Origin of the sequence: Aliarcobacter lanthieri, from assembly GCF_013201625.1 — a bacterium.
Lineage (GTDB): Bacteria > Campylobacterota > Campylobacteria > Campylobacterales > Arcobacteraceae > Aliarcobacter > Aliarcobacter lanthieri.
In genome coordinates, this window is record NZ_CP053839.1 from 792,273 (window position 1) to 811,035 (window position 18,763).

10 protein-coding genes, 3 tRNA genes and 3 rRNA genes are annotated in these 18,763 nt (G+C 31.8%); 10 read left to right on the forward strand and 6 right to left on the reverse strand.

What is annotated here, in order from left to right; translation table 11 throughout:
- Position 1: 1 nt before the first annotated feature.
- Positions 2-790: an exodeoxyribonuclease III gene (locus ALANTH_RS03980; RefSeq protein WP_026803561.1), complete on the reverse strand. Its 789-nt coding sequence runs from the start codon at positions 788-790 to the stop codon at positions 2-4.
- The gene (locus ALANTH_RS03985) at positions 790-1,038 is read right to left on the reverse strand and encodes a hypothetical protein (protein WP_026807561.1); all 249 of its coding nucleotides are present in this window, start codon (positions 1,036-1,038) and stop codon (positions 790-792) included. Before ALANTH_RS03985 ends, ALANTH_RS03980 begins: the two co-directional genes overlap by 1 nt.
- A 96-nt stretch (positions 1,039-1,134) precedes the next feature.
- Here ALANTH_RS03985 and ALANTH_RS03990 point away from each other — a divergent pair, with 96 nt between their 5' ends.
- On the forward strand, positions 1,135-1,857 hold the full coding sequence (locus ALANTH_RS03990) for a sulfite exporter TauE/SafE family protein (RefSeq protein WP_026803563.1): 723 nt from the start codon (positions 1,135-1,137) through the stop codon (positions 1,855-1,857).
- 25 nt (positions 1,858-1,882) lie between these two features.
- Here ALANTH_RS03990 and ALANTH_RS03995 read toward each other — a convergent pair whose 3' ends face one another.
- The 4 genes from ALANTH_RS03995 to ALANTH_RS04010 are packed head-to-tail and all read right to left on the reverse strand — an operon-like array spanning position 1,883 to position 6,274.
- Positions 1,883-2,794, reverse strand: a complete 912-nt coding sequence (locus tag ALANTH_RS03995) for an AEC family transporter (protein ID WP_026807562.1) — start codon at positions 2,792-2,794, stop codon at positions 1,883-1,885.
- Between the two features lie 3 nt (positions 2,795-2,797).
- Complete coding sequence (locus ALANTH_RS04000) at positions 2,798-4,030, reverse strand: glucose-6-phosphate isomerase (RefSeq protein ID WP_026803565.1); 1,233 nt, start codon at positions 4,028-4,030, stop codon at positions 2,798-2,800.
- Positions 4,030-4,896, reverse strand: a complete 867-nt coding sequence (gene galU / locus ALANTH_RS04005) for a UTP--glucose-1-phosphate uridylyltransferase GalU (RefSeq protein WP_026803566.1) — start codon at positions 4,894-4,896, stop codon at positions 4,030-4,032. The genes ALANTH_RS04000 and galU overlap by 1 nt, the downstream gene beginning before the upstream one ends.
- A 1-nt stretch (position 4,897) precedes the next feature.
- Positions 4,898-6,274 (reverse strand): phosphomannomutase/phosphoglucomutase, encoded by a 1,377-nt coding sequence (locus ALANTH_RS04010; protein ID WP_026803567.1) that lies wholly within the window; start codon positions 6,272-6,274, stop codon positions 4,898-4,900.
- Between the two features lie 182 nt (positions 6,275-6,456).
- Between ALANTH_RS04010 and ALANTH_RS04015 the strand changes: the two genes are divergently transcribed.
- The 9 genes from ALANTH_RS04015 (at position 6,457) to ALANTH_RS04055 (ending at position 18,725) form a co-directional block, all read left to right on the forward strand.
- Positions 6,457-6,531: transfer RNA gene (locus ALANTH_RS04015), tRNA-Asn, on the forward strand.
- A 310-nt stretch (positions 6,532-6,841) separates the two neighbouring features.
- A 16S ribosomal RNA gene (locus ALANTH_RS04020) occupies positions 6,842-8,359 on the forward strand.
- A gap of 106 nt (positions 8,360-8,465) precedes the next feature.
- Positions 8,466-8,542: transfer RNA gene (locus ALANTH_RS04025), tRNA-Ile, on the forward strand.
- 19 nt (positions 8,543-8,561) lie between these two features.
- Positions 8,562-8,637 (forward strand) — tRNA-Ala (locus ALANTH_RS04030).
- 349 nt (positions 8,638-8,986) lie between these two features.
- Positions 8,987-11,899: ribosomal RNA gene (locus ALANTH_RS04035) — 23S ribosomal RNA — on the forward strand.
- Positions 11,900-12,068: 169 nt separating this feature from the next.
- A 5S ribosomal RNA gene (rrf, locus tag ALANTH_RS04040) occupies positions 12,069-12,184 on the forward strand.
- Together the 16S, 23S and 5S rRNA genes with 3 tRNA genes alongside form the textbook arrangement of a ribosomal RNA operon.
- A 432-nt stretch (positions 12,185-12,616) precedes the next feature.
- Complete coding sequence (locus ALANTH_RS04045; RefSeq protein WP_026808027.1) at positions 12,617-13,891, forward strand: class I SAM-dependent methyltransferase; 1,275 nt, start codon at positions 12,617-12,619, stop codon at positions 13,889-13,891.
- 174 nt (positions 13,892-14,065) lie between these two features.
- Positions 14,066-16,123 carry a TonB-dependent receptor domain-containing protein gene (locus ALANTH_RS04050; RefSeq protein WP_026808026.1) on the forward strand — a complete coding sequence of 686 codons (2,058 nt, stop codon included), beginning with the start codon at positions 14,066-14,068 and terminating at the stop codon, positions 16,121-16,123.
- Between the two features lie 445 nt (positions 16,124-16,568).
- Positions 16,569-18,725 carry a TonB-dependent receptor domain-containing protein gene (locus ALANTH_RS04055; RefSeq protein ID WP_026808025.1) on the forward strand — a complete coding sequence of 719 codons (2,157 nt, stop codon included), beginning with the start codon at positions 16,569-16,571 and terminating at the stop codon, positions 18,723-18,725.
- Positions 18,726-18,763: the final 38 nt, after the last annotated feature.

The following is an 18,763-nucleotide window of genomic DNA, read 5'->3' on the forward strand; positions in this document are numbered from 1 at the left end:
ATTATAACTCCATCTCAAGCCCAATAGGACAATGGTCACTTCCTTCAATATTATCTAAAATATAAGCATCTTTTACAAAATTTTTTAAATCATCACTTACATAAAAGTAGTCAATTCTCCAGCCAACATTATTTGCTCTTGCATTTGCTCTATAACTCCACCATGAATATTTATCTTTGATATCTCCATTTATCAGTCTAAAAGTATCAACATATCCAAATTCTAAAAATTTAGTTATCCAATCTCTTTCCATCTTTAGAAAACCACTTGTATTTTCATTTGCTTTTGGTCTTGCTATATCAATCTCAGTATGAGCAGTATTTACATCTCCACAAACAATGATTGATTTTCCATCTTTTTTTAAAGTTTCACAATGTTCTAAAAATCTATCATAGAATTCCATTTTATAGTCAAGTCTTTCTTGTGAACTTTGTCCATTTGGGAAATATACATTGAAAAATGCAATGTTTTTATTTCCTAGAGTAAAATGGATTTCATTTATTCTTCCTTCATCAAGAATATCGACTGTTGGGCAATTACATTCAAAAGTTGTAATAATATCTGTAAAGAGTGCTGTTCCACTTCTCCCTTTTATCTTTGATTCACTAGCCGTTGAAAAAGTAAACTCTTTATTAAAAATAGATTTTGGAATTTGGTTTTTTTGTGACTTTGTTTCTTGAATTCCAAGTAAATCAATATTTGATTCATCAACCCATTTTAGGGCCTCTTTTTTATCAACTGCTCTTATTCCATTTACATTCCATGATATAAATTTATATCTTTTTGCCATTATTTTTTATCTTCCTTCTTATTTTTTATATCTTCTTTTATTAAATTTTCTGGTTCTTTTGGTTGAGTTGGTACAACTGGTTTCATAATACCAATTTGATTTATATTTGAAATACTATTTTTTTGATTTAATAAACTGTCTTTTTTACCACCATGCATATCTATTTTACCATTATTTTCACCTACATAATTATAGTTTGCAAATAAAAAGTTTGATAAAAATATCGTAACAATAAGTAATGTTTTCATAATATCTTCCTTTTTAAAAAAATAAATTATAACTATATTTCAATAATAAAGCCTTTATTTGGTATTTTACAAAATATTTTTTAAAGGTAAATATTTATGACAGAGTTATTATTGGGAACAATTACATTTTTAACCTCGGTTATTGCAGCAGTTGTTGGTATTGGTGGAGGAATGATGTTAATAGCTATTTTACCATCCTTTTTACCTTTAAATGCTCTTATTCCAGTTCATGGACTTACACAAGTTTCAAGTAATTTAAGTAGAGCTTTTTTTGGCTATAAAGATATTCAATATGAAGTAATACCAAAGTTTTTAATAGGTTCTATATTAGGAATAGCACTTTTTGCAGGAGTCTTAAGTTTTATTTCACTTGAATATGTACCATTATTTATTGGAGTTTATATATTACTTTCTCTATGGAGTCAAAAATTTAACGAAAAGATAAAAAGATATGAAAACTACTATTTAGCTGGATTCTTTCAAACAGGGCTTTCTATGGTTGTTGGGGCAACTGGACCACTTACTATGACACTTTTATTCAAAGATTATAATGATAAAGATAAGGTCGTAGCAACTGGAGCAGCTTTGATGAGTATAACTCATTTATTAAAAGTTGTTGTTTTTATATATTTTGGTTTTGTATTTTTTGATTATATTTGGATTATTATAGCTATGATATTTGGTGCAGTTTTAGGTAGTTTTGTGGGAACTAAAGCAAGAAATTTGGTAGATGGTAAAAAGTTTACAATTATATTAAAATCACTTCTTACAATTTTAGCTATAAAACTTATAGTTGATATTTTAATAAAAATGTTTTAAATATCAACTAAAAAACTTATAACTTCTAATTAAAATATTGTAAGAAAACTATTAAAAATAGGGCAGCAATAATTGTTTGTACAGTTATTATAGTTGTCATTAAAGACAAATTACCACCTAGTTGACGTGCAAGTATAAAAGCACTAGGTGCTGTTGGCATAATTGCAAATAAAACTAATATTGAAATCATCAAATCATCAAGATCAAAATAAATTGCAAGAAAGTAGATAATTACTGGTAAAACTATGAACTTTGCTATCATAGTAACAGTTAAATCTTTTTTTGAACTTCCAATTTCTTTTAAAACTAAAGTATACCCAATAGATAAAAGCCCAAGTGGAAGAGCAGCACTACTTAAAATTTTTAGTAAGTTTTCTATGCTAATTGGTAATATAATTCCAGAAAAATTTATTAGTGCTCCTAAAACACAAGATATTATTAAAGGATTTTTTATAATAGATTTAACCAAATATATAAAATCAATTTTACTATTGTTTGAGTATAAAGCAAAAATTGTTATACAAAAAACATTCAAAATAGGGATAGCAAAAGTTATTATAATAGCTGATAAAACTAAACCATTTGAACCAAATATAGAACCACTTAAAGCTAAAAATACATAAGTGTTAAATCTAATTCCCCCTTGAACAATAGATGTAAATGAGCTATTTGTTGTAGGACTAATTTTATTAAATATCATTAAAATAAGCATTGTTATAAATATTGCTAGAATAGAAACTAATATAAAAGTTATGCTATTTGAATCAATTTTAGCTTTTGATAAGGTAAAAATTAAAAGTGCAGGCATTAAAACATAGTATGTAAGTTTATCTGCCATTGGCCAAAATTCATGTGAAGGGAAACTTATTCTTTTAAATAAGTATCCAATCACAATTAGGGAAAATATAGGGATTAAACTAGAAAATATATGTTCCATTACCTAGTTTTTACTTTTTAGTTTATCTTTTAATATTATTTTTCCACCTTCAACACCTGGTTGATCATAAGTATTTATTCTTAAAAATTTACCAACTATAGAAGTTAATAATTCATAGTAAAATAGGAGCTTTCCTATTTCAAATTCACTTATCTCTTCTATTTCAATTAAATCAATAGGAATATCTTTTTTATACTCTTTTACTGAAGCAATAGTTGCATCTGCTTGTAGATTTATAAGCTCCTTAAAATCAAGATTATTAATATAATCTAACTCCTCTAAACCTTGTAGTGTTGTAGGTGCAATTTTTGTATCATCTTTGAAATCTTTTATCTTTATAAAAGTTACAGTTTTATCACGTTTACCTTCAACGATTAGTTGTAGAAATGAATGTTGGTCAACAGGTCCAAGTAATCCAATAGGTGTTAAACCTTGATTTGTACTATTTGCATCTATTTTTCCTAAACTTTCTCCCCAAAGCTGGATATACCATTTATTAAATCCTTCTAAAAGTTGAGAATATGAAAAAACGGCATTTATATTATAAACATCTTTGTACTCATAATAAGTTCTAGCTTTTTTTATTAAGTGAGTATAAAGTTCATATTGTTCAAAAAATGAAGTTGATATATGTCTAGCACCTTTTAAAAGTTCATCAATATCAAAACCAGCCAAATATAATGGGATTAATCCAACATTAGATAAAACTGAAAATCTTCCACCAACATTTTTTGGGATATCAAAAGTTTTTATATTATTTGATTTTGCAAAAGTATTTAGTTTACTATCATCTTCTGTTATTACTAAAAGATTTGATTGATCAATTTTTATAATTGACATAAGATATTTAAATATTGATACAGTTTCTATTGTAGTTCCAGACTTAGATATAATTATAAACAAAGTATCTTCTAAATCAAATTGTGAAATAGTTCCATTTAAGTTTACAGGATCTGTACTTTCAAAGAAAAAGATTTCTTTTTTTAAAGATTTGTTTTTTTGTTTGTGATATTTTAGAAAATTATATATTGCATATGTTCCTAAAGTACTTCCACCTATTCCAATGATAGCAATATTTTTTTGTTTAAAATCTAAATTATCTAGCTCTTTTTTAATACTTGTTGTATCTGTATATGGTAAAGAGTAATAACCTATCTCTTCACGCTCTTTTTTTATTTCTAAAAAAATATCTTCATCACTTAGAGATATCTTTGGATAATATAGATTGTTTTTCATTATTTTTTACCACTAACTTTTTTTTCTTCTTTTATTGATTTATCATAAAAATAGTTTGTAGCTTTTACAAATCCATCTATACTTCCACAATCAAATCTTTGACCTTCAAATTTATATGCTAAAACCATACCTTTTTTTGCTTGAGTTAAAAGTGCATCAGTTATTTGAATTTCACCACCTTTTCCAGGTTTTGTTTCTCTTATAATATCAAAAATATCTGGTGTTAAAATATATCTTCCAATAATTGCTAAATTTGAAGGTGCAACTTCAGGTTCTGGTTTCTCAACCATATCTTTTACCATAAATATCCCAGGTTCTATTTCATTCCCTGCAATTACTCCATATTTATTTGTATCTTCTTTTGGGATTTCTTCAATAGCTACAATAGAGCAGTGATATTTTTTGTATAAATCAACCATTTGAGATAAAACACCTTTTGTTGGTGCATCACATAAATCATCTGCTAGTAAAACAGCAAAAGGTTGGTTACCAATTAAGTTTTCTCCACATAATATTGCATGACCTAGACCTTTCATCTCAATTTGTCTAGTATAAGAAAAAGTACATTTTGTAATAACTGAACGAATTTCTGTTAAATAATGTTCCTTACTTGTCCCTTTTATTTGATGCTCAAGTTCATAAGATATATCAAAGTGATCTTCAATAGCTCTTTTACCACGACCTGTTACAATTGACATATTTTCAATTCCAGCTGCTAATGCTTCCTCAACTCCATATTGTATAAGTGGTTTTGTTAAAACTGGTAACATCTCTTTTGGTGTTGCTTTTGTTGCAGGTAAAAATCTTGTACCATAACCTGCAGCAGGGAATAGACATTTTTTAATTGGATTATTTGTATTACTCATTTTATTTTCCTTGTAATTTATTAAATAGATTTATTAAACACTCTTCGTAGATTTTTGCATTTTCTTTTGTATCTGCTTCAAATCTTGTAACTAATTTTGGAGTTGTATTACTAGCTCGAACCAATCCCCAACCTTTTTCAAATATAACTCTTACACCATCAACTGTTATAATATCCTTGATTTTTGGAAAATTTACAGATGGATTTTGTAAAGCTTCTTTTAAATCTTCAATTATTTTAAATTTTGTATCTTCAGTTACAGTTATATTTATTTCAGGAGTTGAGTAAACTTGTGGTAAAGCTTCATACTCTTTATCAAAATCAAATCCTTGGTCTATAAGTTCTAAAGCTCTAAAAGTAGCATAAATAGCATCATCATATCCAAAATATCTATCATTAAAGAATAAATGTCCAGAAACTTCAGCAGCAAAATCGGCATTTGTTTCTTTAATTTTTACTTTCAAGTTTGAATGTCCTGTCTTATACATTATAGCTTTACCATAAGAATTTATAGTATCGTACATAACTTGAGAACATTTTACTTCCCCAATAACTGTTGGGTTTTTAATATGCTTAGAGAAAAATATTGCTAAAATATCTCCTTTAAAATTATATTTTTGAGAAAGTAGAGCAATTCTATCTGCATCACCATCATAAGCAAATCCAAAATCAAACTCTTTAGTTGCTAATTCTTTTTTGATATCTTCTAAAGTATGCTCATCACTAGGATCTGGATGATGATTTGGGAAAGTACCATCTGGATCTTCAAATAAAATTTTATGTTTAATATTTAGTTTTGTTAATATCTCACCTAAAACAACACCAGCAACACCATTACCACAATCAAAAATAAATTTTTTATTTTCTAATTTTAAATGTTTAAAACTTTCAACTATATAATCTATATATTTATTTTTTGAATCAATATTAATAGTTTTTTCATTATTTGGAATAATAGATTTATCATTTAAAATCTCTCTTCCTAAAGCATAAATATCTTCTCCAAAAAATGGGTCTTTATTTAAAGTGATTTTGAAACCATTATATTCTGGTGGATTATGTGAACCAGTTATCATAACTGACCCATCACATTTTAAACCATCAAATTCTGTAAAATTTGCAAAATAATTTGCAGGAGTTGGAACAAGCCCCATATCCAAAACTTTTAATCCAGCTTGATTTATCCCAGAACTTAACCAATCTTTTAAAATAGGTGAATGAAGTCTTGCATCATAACCAACAGCTATATAAATAGCACTTGGAACTCTTTGTATTAAGGCTTTTGCTAAATAGTATCCGATTTTTTTTACAATATCTTCATTTAACTCTTTTTCAAATATACCTCTAATATCATACTCTCTAAAAATAGATGAACTCATCTTGTGTATAACTCCTAAACATAATTATATAAAAATTTCAAAATTTTATCTAAAAATTGTAAAATAAATGTTTACAAAAAGAAAAACAGCAATTAAGTTTAGATTAAGCGAAATACTCTTGACAAATATAAAAAAACCCACTATAATTCCCGTCCAATTTGACTGAAAGTAGTTAAATAGAATCCGGCATAGCTCAGCGGTAGAGTAGATGACTGTTAATCATTTGGTCCCTGGTTCGATCCCAGGTGCCGGAGCCATTTTAAGATTTAGAAAAATCTGAGTTCTTTAAAGTTTAAGACGGTGATAGAGAAGTAATCTTTATAAACCGAATATATGATTGTTAAAAAAATAAAAAAAATGTACAAGTGGAGAGTTTGTATGTCAGAGATGATGTATAGATTAAGAACTTGTCTATAATTTGAGTGATAATTTTGTAACTAACGAATAAGAGAGTATGTTTAGAGATAGATATATAATTTTAAGAGTAATTATAGAATATGTCAGTTTCAAACACTATAAAGATATGTTTAGATTATATAGTAAGATATATGGACTAGATATAGATAATTTATGGAGAGTTTGATCCTGGCTCAGAGTGAACGCTGGCGGCGTGCTTAACACATGCAAGTCGAACGAGAACGGGCTATAGCTTGCTATAGTTGTCAGCTAAGTGGCGCACGGGTGAGTAATGTATAGGTAATATGCCTCTTACTAAGGGATAACAAATGGAAACGTTTGCTAATACCTTATATTCCTTATAAACAAAAGTTTATAAGGGAAAGATTTATTGGTAAGAGATTGGCCTGTATTGTATCAGTTAGTTGGTGGGGTAATGGCCTACCAAGACAATGACGCATAACTGGTTTGAGAGGATGATCAGTCACACTGGAACTGAGACACGGTCCAGACTCCTACGGGAGGCAGCAGTGGGGAATATTGCACAATGGACGAAAGTCTGATGCAGCAACGCCGCGTGGAGGATGACACATTTCGGTGCGTAAACTCCTTTTATATAAGAAGATGATGACGGTATTATATGAATAAGCACCGGCTAACTCCGTGCCAGCAGCCGCGGTAATACGGGGGGTGCAAGCGTTACTCGGAATCACTGGGCGTAAAGAGCATGTAGGCGGATTGATAAGTTTGAAGTGAAATCCTATAGCTTAACTATAGAACTGCTTTGAAAACTGTTAATCTAGAATGTGGGAGAGGTAGATGGAATTTCTGGTGTAGGGGTAAAATCCGTAGAGATCAGAAGGAATACCGATTGCGAAGGCGATCTACTGGAACATTATTGACGCTGAGATGCGAAAGCGTGGGGAGCAAACAGGATTAGATACCCTGGTAGTCCACGCCCTAAACGATGTACACTAGTTGTTGTGAGACTAGATCTTGCAGTAATGCAGTTAACACATTAAGTGTACCGCCTGGGGAGTACGGTCGCAAGATTAAAACTCAAAGGAATAGACGGGGACCCGCACAAGCGGTGGAGCATGTGGTTTAATTCGACGATACACGAAGAACCTTACCTGGACTTGACATAGTAAGAATGATTTAGAGATAGATTAGTGTCTGCTTGCAGAAACTTGCATACAGGTGCTGCACGGCTGTCGTCAGCTCGTGTCGTGAGATGTTGGGTTAAGTCCCGCAACGAGCGCAACCCTCGTCGTTAGTTGCTAACAGTTCGGCTGAGAACTCTAACGAGACTGCCTACGCAAGTAGGAGGAAGGTGAGGATGACGTCAAGTCATCATGGCCCTTACGTCCAGGGCTACACACGTGCTACAATGGGATATACAAAGAGCAGCAATACAGTGATGTGGAGCAAATCTTATAAAATATCTCCCAGTTCGGATTGTAGTCTGCAACTCGACTACATGAAGTTGGAATCGCTAGTAATCGTAGATCAGCTATGCTACGGTGAATACGTTCCCGGGTCTTGTACTCACCGCCCGTCACACCATGGGAGTTGAACTCATTCGAAGCGGGGATGCTAAAGTAGCTACCTTCCACAGTGGATTCAGCGACTGGGGTGAAGTCGTAACAAGGTAACCGTAGGAGAACCTGCGGTTGGATCACCTCCTTTCAGAGAAATGTATTAAGATTTGTTTCTTAATACATAGAAAAATGAAAAACAATTAACAATATATATTCGGTTTATAAAGATTATTTGAATAAATATATAGGTAAATGGGCCTATAGCTCAGCTGGCTAGAGCGCTCGACTGATAATCGTGAGGTCTCAGGTTCAAGTCCTGATAGGCCCACCATAATAAGATAATCTTTGTTGGGGAATTAGCTCAGCTGGGAGAGCGCCTGCTTTGCACGCAGGAGGTCAGCGGTTCGATCCCGCTATTCTCCACCATATATATTTAAAGAAATTCTAATATAAGTTTTATAGCAGATAAGATTTATATTAGGATTTATCCTAAAGAACACTAAAAAGATAACAATAGTTATTAAAATAGTACGATATTTAAAAATATAATGTTAAAGTCTTTAAAATTTTTTCGTAAGATTAAATAGTAATATTTAATTTTAAATAAAAAAAATTTCATATCAATAATTTGTGATAAATTAGAATAGATTTAATTTATTATATAACTATAGATAGAACACAACTAAATTATTAAATAGAATATATTTAATAAGATAGTAGCCAAAGAATATTATCAAAACAAATTGATAAATATAGCGATATATTTATCAGGCAATAATAAGCTATTAAGGGCTAATGGTGGATGCCTAGACTGTAAGAGGCGATGAAAGACGTATTAGGCTGCGATAAGCCACGGGGAGCTGCCAAAGAGCTTTGATCCGTGGATTTCTGAATGGGGCAACCCAGTATATAGAGATATATATTACCCTACGGGGAGCGAACCTAGTGAAGTGAAACATCTCAGTAGCTAGAGGAAGAGAAATCAAAAGAGATTCCGTAAGTAGCGGCGAGCGAACGCGGATTAGGACAAACCCAATGCTTGCATTGGGGGTTGTAGGACTATAACGTAAATTAAAGATGATAGATGAAATACTTGGAAAAGTGTAGCATAGAAGGTGAAACTCCTGTAATTTAAATCATCAATAATTTTAATAGTATCCTGAGTAGGTCGGAACACGTGATATTTTGACTGAATCTGGGGGGACCACCCTCCAATCCTAAATACTACTTACAGATCGATAGTGAACAAGTACCGTGAGGGAAAGGTGAAAAGTACTGCAGCGAGCAGAGTGAAATAGAACCTGAAACCATTAGCTTACAATCATTCAGAGCCCTATGATTTATCAGGGTGATGGACTGCCTTTTGCATAATGAGCCTGCGAGTTGTGGTTAGTGGCAAGGTTAAGTCAAGTACGAAGCCGTAGCGAAAGCGAGTCTTAATAGGGCGCCATAGTCACTAGCTGCAGACCCGAAACGAAGTGATCTATCCATGAGCAGGTTGAAGCTGGTGTAAGAGCCAGTGGAGGACCGAACCCGCTGACGTTGAAAAGTCTTGGGATGACTTGTGGATAGGGGTGAAAGGCCAATCAAACTTCGTGATAGCTGGTTCTCTCCGAAATATATTTAGGTATAGCCTTGTGTTGTAGCATATAGGGGTAGAGCACTGAATGGGCTAGGGCTGCTTACCGCGGTACCAAACCCTATCAAACTATGAATACTATATGTGGAATCACAGGAGTCAGGCGGTGGGTGATAAAATCAATCGTCGAGAGGGGAACAACCCAGACTAACAGCTAAGGTCCCTAAGTTACATCTAAGTGGAAAACGATGTGGAGTTACTGTGACAACCAGGAGGTTGGCTTAGAAGCAGCCATCCTTTAAAGAAAGCGTAACAGCTCACTGGTCTAGTGATTCTGCGCGGAAAATATAACGGGGCTAAGATGTACACCGAAGCTTTAGACTTGTACTATGTACAAGTGGTAGGAGAGCGTTCTATTCAGCGTAGAAGATGTACCGGTAAGGAGCGTTGGAGCGGATAGAAGTGAGCATGCAGGCATGAGTAGCGATAAAACAGGTGAGAATCCTGTTCGCCGAAAACCCAAGGTTTCCTACGCGATGCTCGTCATCGTAGGGTTAGTCGGGACCTAAGTCGAGTCCGAAAGGGGTAGACGATGGCAAATTGGTTAATATTCCAATACCAACATATAAGCGCGATGTGGGGACGCATAGAGTTAATCGAGGTCACGGATGGAAGTGTGGCTCGAAGGACGTAGGTTGTTAAGTAGGCAAATCCGCTTAACATTAGACCGAGATCTTACAGGCTCTTGACACTCTTCGGAGGAGATGGAGAATCGATGATACTGTCGTGCCAAGAAAAGCCACTAAGTATATTATATGTTGCCCGTACCGTAAACCGACACAGGTGGGTGGGATGAGTATTCTAAGGCGCGTGGAAGAACCCTCTTTAAGGAACTCTGCAAAATAGCACCGTATCTTCGGTATAAGGTGTGCCTACTTTGGTATATGAACTTGCTTCAAAAAGCCAAAGAGGTTGCAACAAAGAGTCCCTCCCGACTGTTTACCAAAAACACAGCACTTTGCTAACACGTAAGTGGATGTATAAGGTGTGACGCCTGCCCGGTGCTCGAAGGTTAACTGATGATGTCAGCGCAAGCGAAGCATTTGATTGAAGCCCGAGTAAACGGCGGCCGTAACTATAACGGTCCTAAGGTAGCGAAATTCCTTGTCAGTTAAATACTGACCTGCATGAATGGCGTAACGAGATGGGAGCTGTCTCAAAGAGGGATCCAGTGAAATTGTAGTGGAGGTGAAAATTCCTCCTACCCGCGGAAAGACGGAAAGACCCCGTGCACCTTTACTACAGCTTGACACTGTAGCTTGGATATTCATGTGCAGGATAGGTGGGAGGCTATGATGACTAGACGCCAGTAGAGTCGGAGCCATCCTTGAGATACCACCCTTGAATATTTGAGTTACTAACTGCGAAGAGTTATCCTCTTTCAGGACAATGTCTGGTGGGTAGTTTGACTGGGGCGGTCGCCTCCTAAATAGTAACGGAGGCTTACAAAGGTTAGTTCAAAGCGGATGGAAATCGCTTGTTGAGTATAATGGCATAAACTAGCTTGACTGTGAGACCTACAAGTCGAACAGAGACGAAAGTCGGTCATAGTGATCCGGTGGTTCTGCGTGGAAGGGCCATCGCTCAAAGGATAAAAGGTACGCCGGGGATAACAGGCTGATCTCCCCCAAGAGCTCACATCGACGGGGAGGTTTGGCACCTCGATGTCGGCTCATCGCATCCTGGGGCTGTAGTCGGTCCCAAGGGTATGGCTGTTCGCCATTTAAAGCGGTACGCGAGCTGGGTTCAGAACGTCGTGAGACAGTTCGGTCCCTATCTTCCGTGGGCGTAGGAAAGTTGAAGAGATTTGTCCCTAGTACGAGAGGACCGGGATGAACGTACCACTAGTGTACCAATTGTTCTGCCAAGAGCATCGTTGGGTAGCTACGTACGGATGTGATAAGAGCTGAAAGCATCTAAGCTCGAAGCCAACTCTAAGATGAACTTTCCCTGAAGTTCCCAGCAAGACTAGCTGGTTGATAGGCTGGATGTGTAAGCGTTGTAAGGCGTTTAGCTGACCAGTACTAATAGAACGTTTGGCTTATTTTTTATTTCTTTGGTTTACTATCTTATTAAGTATATCTTTACTTTATATTTGTGTAGGTTTTTTTTTGAAAATTTACTTTTAAGACTTTAACATTATCTTTATTCCTTTAACTCTTTTGTTAAAGTTGAGTATTAAGAGATTATCTCTATGATTCTTTTAATACTCAACTTTGTTAGTGGTTACAGAGAAGTGGAAATACCCAGCCCCATTCCGAACCTGGTAGTCAAGCACTTCATCGCCGATAATACTGCTGGGTCCCCCGGTGGAAACGTAGGTCATCGCTAACTCTTTGAGTCTTTAATGCCTTTCCTAAGCTACTTTATCTAGTGTTTTAGGGAAGGTATCCCTTCTTATACAATTTATTCAACAATTTAATATCCTCCCTTTTGTCCTTATATATGCTTTTATATCATATCTATTTATACAAATTAATTATTCCTTTTCCTACTATTAATCTAACAACTAATTAGATGTCCTCGTAATAATATCTCTGCTTTTCTTATTCTTAAATCTATTTTTTATTTTATTATCTATCCTATTACTGTCTACAGATTTTATATACATCTACTTTATCCAATTATATGCTCTTTTATCATACATACTATTTATTTATATATATCTAGTTATGTTAATTTAATTATTAATAACAACTATTATATTTATATATTATTAAGGTTATTTTATTATCATTCTTTCTTATGTTATAAATAAGGGTATAAATGAAAAAAAGAGATGATGGATATGTATTAGATACATCTTATCCTATGTTTTATTATAAAGAGATGGAACCTATTTGGCTTAGTTGTATAACAAATTTTTTAGGTTTTAAAGCACCTGATATTACAAAAGAATTTTCATATTTAGAATTAGCTTGTGGTACAGGTATAAATTTATTAGTTTCAGCTATTAGTAATCCAAATGGAAGTTTTATAGGTATTGATTTTAATGAAAAACATATACAAATAGCACAAGATGCTGTAAAAGTGATGGGAATAACTAATTTAGAATTTATTCATTGTGATTTTGCTACTTTTCTAAAAAATAATGATAAAAAATTTGATTTTATAGTAAATCATGGTACATATTCATGGATTTCACCAGTTCATCAAAAGAGTATATTAGATATTGTTTCAAAATTTTTAAATAATCTAGGTATATTTTATCTACATTATATGTGCCATCCTGGATCCACTCCTTTACTTCCAATACAAAAGCTTTTAAATATTGTAGATTATCATACAGATGAAAAATCAAATAAAAGTATTGAGATGGGAATATCATTATTTAAAGATTTAGATGAAGCTGGAACTTTTATTGATTATACAAGAATTGAAGCCATTAAAAATAGTTTACACAAAGATAGTTCATATTTAGCACATGAATTTTTAACAGATTTTTGGAATCCTTTATATAGTATTGATGTACATAAAATGGTATTTGATGTTACTAAAACTGGATATTTAGGTAGTTCAAATACTTTTGAAAATATAGATAATCTTAGTATTCCTTCAAAAATTCAGCCAGTATTACAAAAAGTTAAATCTCCTATATTAAAAGAGTATATAAAAGATTTAGCAAGAAATCAAAAACAAAGAGAAGATATATTTCAAAAAGATTCAATTCCTTTTATAGGTGAAGATCATATAAATTGTTTAAATAAAATAAGATTTAAAAGAATGTCAGGTTGTCCAAAAAGTGGAGCAGTTGTTTTTAAAACACCAATAGGGGATATAAATGCACCAAAAGAGATAATATCTCCAGTTCTTGAAGCTTTAGCTAAAAAAGATTGTACATTTGAAGAACTTTTAAATATTGAGCATTTTAAAAATCAACCAAGATTGCTTTATGAAACTATTTTAATGCTTATGTATATGGAATATATTTATCCTAGTTCACTAAATTTTGAAATTATAAACTATGATATAACTAAAAGATTTAATAAATGGATTAAAGAAAATAGAATAAAAATAAAACCTATTTGGAATAAATATTAATAATAATATTTTTCAATCAATAATTAGTATTAATTTAAAGTTATATTAAGAATAATTCATTAACATATCATTCACTTTTTGCTAATTAAAATAATAATTATCAAATTGTATTATTTATAGATTCTCCTAAAAATCTATAAGAAATTTTAATCACAATACAAAAAAGGAATAAAGATGAAAATCACAATGGCCAGAACTGTTGCTGCAGCTTTATTAGTTGCTAGTAGTAATTTAAGTGCTAATGAGACAACAAAACTTGATGATATTCAAGTTGTAACTACTGCTTCTGGATTTGAGCAAAATATTGCTGATGCAGCTGCTTCAATTTCAGTTATTACAGCTGAAGAATTAGAAAAAAAATCTTACTCAAATGTAACAGATGCTTTAAAAAATGTACCCGGGATTAATGTTACTGGAAGTGGTGCAAACAAAACTATATCTATTAGAGGTCTTGGGCAAGAATATACATTGTTCTTAATTGATGGAAAACCTGCACAAGGTGATGATGCTTATAAAATTAGGGGTGGTTATCCTGGAAGTAAAGTAAATTATATGCCTCCACTTGAAGCAATAGAGAGAATAGAAATTATAAGAGGTCCTGCTTCTGCTCTTTATGGTTCTGATGCAATGGGTGGAGTTATTAATATAATTACAAAAAAACATGCTGATAAAGCAACTGCAAGTATAAGAACAGAGTATATAAAGGGTGCTTCTTCAAATATAGTAAATAATGCTACATCAAATACAAGTATGTATGTAAATGTTCCACTTATTGAAAAAACACTATCTTTTCAACTCGATGCTGGGATAATGGATCAAAAAGAGAAGGATAATGCAGAAAGAACAAAACATATAAGTGGTGCAGATCCTGATTACGAGAGAAAAAATGTTGGAGGTAAATTTATATATACTCCAGATGAACATAATACTATTAGAGCTGGTTACTCTTATTCTTTACAAGAAACAACACAAAATCCTGGGAAAAGTATGAAAGAAGGAACTCTTAATGCTATGGGTGTTTTTACACCAGGTAGTGTTAGTCATCAAAAATTTGAAAGAACTAACTATAATTTAGATCATGAATTAAAATATGATAAATTTGCTCTTAATTCTTATGTAACTTATGATAAAGATAAGAGTATAACACAAAAAAATGAATTTGAAACTCTTATTGGGAATACACAAGGAACATATTTCTTTGATAATAACTCTTTAAGTGTTGGTTTAAATTATAAAAAAGAAGAAATTAAAACAGATGGACAGCATAATGCTGATAAGGAAACAAAAGAGTCTGAACGATATCAATGGGCACTATTTGCTGAAGATACTTGGCAAGCTACTGATGCTTTAGCTTTAACTTTAAGTGGAAGATATGATAAAAATGAAGTTTTCGGAAGTAATTTTTCTCCAAAAGCTTATGCAGTTTATAGTTTAACAGATAATTTAAACTTAAAAGGTGGAATTACTTCTGGATATAAAGCACCTAGCTTAAGAAATTCAGATCCTAGTTATGCTGAAGCTTCAATGGGTGGAGCTATGATTGGAAATGCAGATTTAAAACCTGAGAAAAGTATAAACTATGAAGCTGGTCTTGCTTATGATAACCCTGATATTGGATTAGCAGCTAGTTTAATGTTATTTCAAATAGATTTTAAAGATAAAATAATGCGTGATCAAAATGATAAATTACCAGGAAGTACATTACCAGGAGATTTTCATTGGAAAGGTCATACTTTCCCAAATGGAGGTGCAGCAGGATATACTACATACTATAATGTTGATGAAGCAGAGAGTAAAGGTATAGAACTTACAACAAAATATAATATTTTAGATAATTTAGTGTATAGACATTCTTATACATTTAATGATACAGAGGTAACAAAAGGAAAAGATAAAGGACAAGCTTTTACAGATTCACCAAAACATATGTTTAATGTTGGACTTGACTGGGATGTAACTTCTAAATTACTATTATGGACACAAGCAAACTATAATGGTAAAACAGGTGGTAATAGAGGAGGGCAACAAGGAAGTATTGCTACAAAGAAAAAAGCTTATACTGTAGTTGATTTAGGTGGAGTTTATAACTTTGATAAAAAACTTCAATTCTCAGCGGGTGTTTATAATATATCAAATAAAAAGAATAATAATCCATGGGTAGAACTAAATACAACTGATCAAAGAGATATAGATGGTAGAAGATTTAGTGTTGCTATGAATATGAAATTCTAAGATAAAAGATAATATCTTTATTTTTAGAATTTACAAAATTTATTTTAATTGTAGGTTATTTATAATAACCTGCAATTAATCTCTAGCTTCTATAACTCTTCTTTTGTAAATATTTTTCATAGTTTTTTGTACTTACACCATTTTATAAATTTATTATTGTTCTTTAATTATTTTTACTAAATTAAGTATATTTTATAAAAATTAACAGTTTAAATAAAGTATTTTAGTTCTTATATATTAAAACAACTAATAAATTTATTAGAATATTTAAACAAAATAATATTAATCAATAATTAGTATTAATTTAAAGTTATATTAAGAATAATTCATTAACATATCATTCACTTTTTGCTAATTAAAATAATAATTATCAAATTGTATCATTTATAGGTTCTCCTAAAATCTATAAGAAATTTTAATCACAATAATAAAAAAGGAAAGAAAGATGAAAATCACAATGGCTAGAACTGTTGCTGCAGCTTTATTAGTTGCTAGTAGTAATTTAAGTGCTAATGAAACAACAAAGCTTGATGCTGTACAAGTTGTAACTGCTGGTGGATATGAGCAAAATATTGCTGATGCAGCTGCTTCAATTTCAGTTATTACAGCTGAAGAAATAGAAAAAAAATCTTATACAGATGTTACTGATGTTTTAAAAAATGTTCCAGGTGTTTATGTAAATGGTGGTGGTTCAAATCAATCGATATCTATTAGAGGTATGAGTTCAGATTATACTTTATATTTAATTGATGGAAGACCTATGCAAGATAATCAAGCATTTTCTCCAAATGGAAGTCATGCTGGAAATCCTATTAATTTTTTACCCCCATTAGAAGCTATAGAGAGAATAGAGGTTATTAGAGGTCCAGCTTCATCTTTATATGGTTCAAATGCTATGGGTGGAGTTATAAATATAATTACTAAAAAACATGCTGATAAAGTAACAGCAAATATAAATGTAGAATATTTAAAAGCTGCTTCATCAAATAAAGTAAATAATGACTCAAGAAATGTAAGTGCTTTTGTAAATGTACCTTTAGTAGATAATTTGTTATCAGTTCAATTAACAGCAGGGCTTTTAGATACTGATGAGAGTGATTTTAAAAGTAGTGGAGCTTTGAAAGCCGGTTCTGATCCAGATTATAAAAGACAAAATGTTGGTGGAAAATTTATTTTAACTCCAAATGAACATAATACAATTACAGCTGGATATACTTATAAAGTTCAAGAAAGAACTTCAAATCCAGGAAAAAGTATAGCTGCAGAAGGTAGTTTTAGAGGTAGTGTTAATAATGGATATAGTGTAGATGGAAATGGTAATATTTTTGATTCAAGTGGTAGAGCTGTTGGTTGGGATGGTATTCTTTCAATGGGAACGATTACAGGAAAACAAAAGAATTCACCTTCTTATCAAAAATCAATAAATTATAATTATGACTTAACTCATGAATTAAAATATGATGAATTTTTAGTAAATTCATATTTAACTTATGAAAAATCAGAGAACCCTACAAGAGCAAATGCAAGAACTGGAAATGGTATAGAAATGAGTACTGTAACAGCAAATACTCAAGGAACATATTTTTTTGATACAAATTCTTTAACTATTGGAGCAAACTATAAAAAAGAAAATCTTGAAGATGGTGCTACAAATGCTATTATGGTTGGAGGAGTAACTGATGATAGTATTACAAAAATGGAAAGATATCAATGGGCTTTATTTGCAGAAGATACTTGGAGTGTAACTGATGATTTAGCTTTAACTTTAAGTGGAAGATTTGATAGGAATGAATTTTTTGGAAGTAATTTTAGCCCCAAAGCTTATGCTGTTTATAGTTTAACAGATAATTTAAACTTAAAAGGTGGAGTGACAACAGGATATAAAGCACCAAGTTTAAGACAAGCTGCTCCTGATTTTGCTGGAATTTCTGGTGGAGGTGGAGCTCCTGTTGCTATGGTTGGTAATCCAGATTTAGAACCAGAAAAAAGTAGAAATTATGAGTTGGGATTTGCTTATGATAATGATGATTTAGGGCTTGCTGGAAGTTTAATGGTATTTCAAACAGATTATAAAAATAAAGTTCAATCAAAAGATGGAACTGATATTTTACCTGGAGATACAAAGCAATACTTATACAAAGGTGAATATTATGGTGGAGGAGTTAAATTTTATGAGAATGTTGATAAAGCAGAAATTAAAGGTTTAGAACTTACAACAGATTGGAATATCTTAGATAATTTAAAATATAGACATTCATATACATATACAGATAGTGAGCAAAAAACTGGTGCAGCAAAAGGAAAACCTTTAAATAATATTTCTAAACATATGTTTAATGCTGGATTAGATTTTGATGTAACATCTAAAATATTATTATGGACTCAAGTAAACTATAGGGGAGAAACTTCTGGTTCAGGAACTAGTAATAACAAAATACCTTCTTATACTTTTGTTGACTTAGGTGGAGTTTATAAATATGATAAAAACTTAAGCTTTAACGCAGGTATATATAATGTATCAAATAAAGATGTTACAGATGATGGTAATTCAAATGTTTTAGATGGTAGAAGATTTAGTGTTGCTATGAATATGAAATTCTAAGATAAAAGATAATATCTTTATTTTTAGGATTTACAAAA

Bases quoted from the DNA above. Each gene is read 5' to 3' on its own strand.
- galU (WP_026803566.1), bottom strand. From the start codon at position 4,896: ATGAGTAATACAAATAATCCAATTAAAAAATGTCTATTCCCTGCTGCA.
- ALANTH_RS04045 (WP_026808027.1), top strand. From the start codon at position 12,617: ATGAAAAAAAGAGATGATGGATATGTATTAGATACATCTTATCCTATG.
- ALANTH_RS04050 (WP_026808026.1), top strand. From the start codon at position 14,066: ATGAAAATCACAATGGCCAGAACTGTTGCTGCAGCTTTATTAGTTGCT.
- ALANTH_RS03985 (WP_026807561.1), bottom strand. From the start codon at position 1,038: ATGAAAACATTACTTATTGTTACGATATTTTTATCAAACTTTTTATTT.
- ALANTH_RS04010 (WP_026803567.1), bottom strand. From the start codon at position 6,274: ATGAGTTCATCTATTTTTAGAGAGTATGATATTAGAGGTATATTTGAA.
- ALANTH_RS04000 (WP_026803565.1), bottom strand. From the start codon at position 4,030: ATGAAAAACAATCTATATTATCCAAAGATATCTCTAAGTGATGAAGAT.
- ALANTH_RS03980 (WP_026803561.1), bottom strand. From the start codon at position 790: ATGGCAAAAAGATATAAATTTATATCATGGAATGTAAATGGAATAAGA.
- ALANTH_RS03990 (WP_026803563.1), top strand. From the start codon at position 1,135: ATGACAGAGTTATTATTGGGAACAATTACATTTTTAACCTCGGTTATT.
- ALANTH_RS03995 (WP_026807562.1), bottom strand. From the start codon at position 2,794: ATGGAACATATATTTTCTAGTTTAATCCCTATATTTTCCCTAATTGTG.
- ALANTH_RS04055 (WP_026808025.1), top strand. From the start codon at position 16,569: ATGAAAATCACAATGGCTAGAACTGTTGCTGCAGCTTTATTAGTTGCT.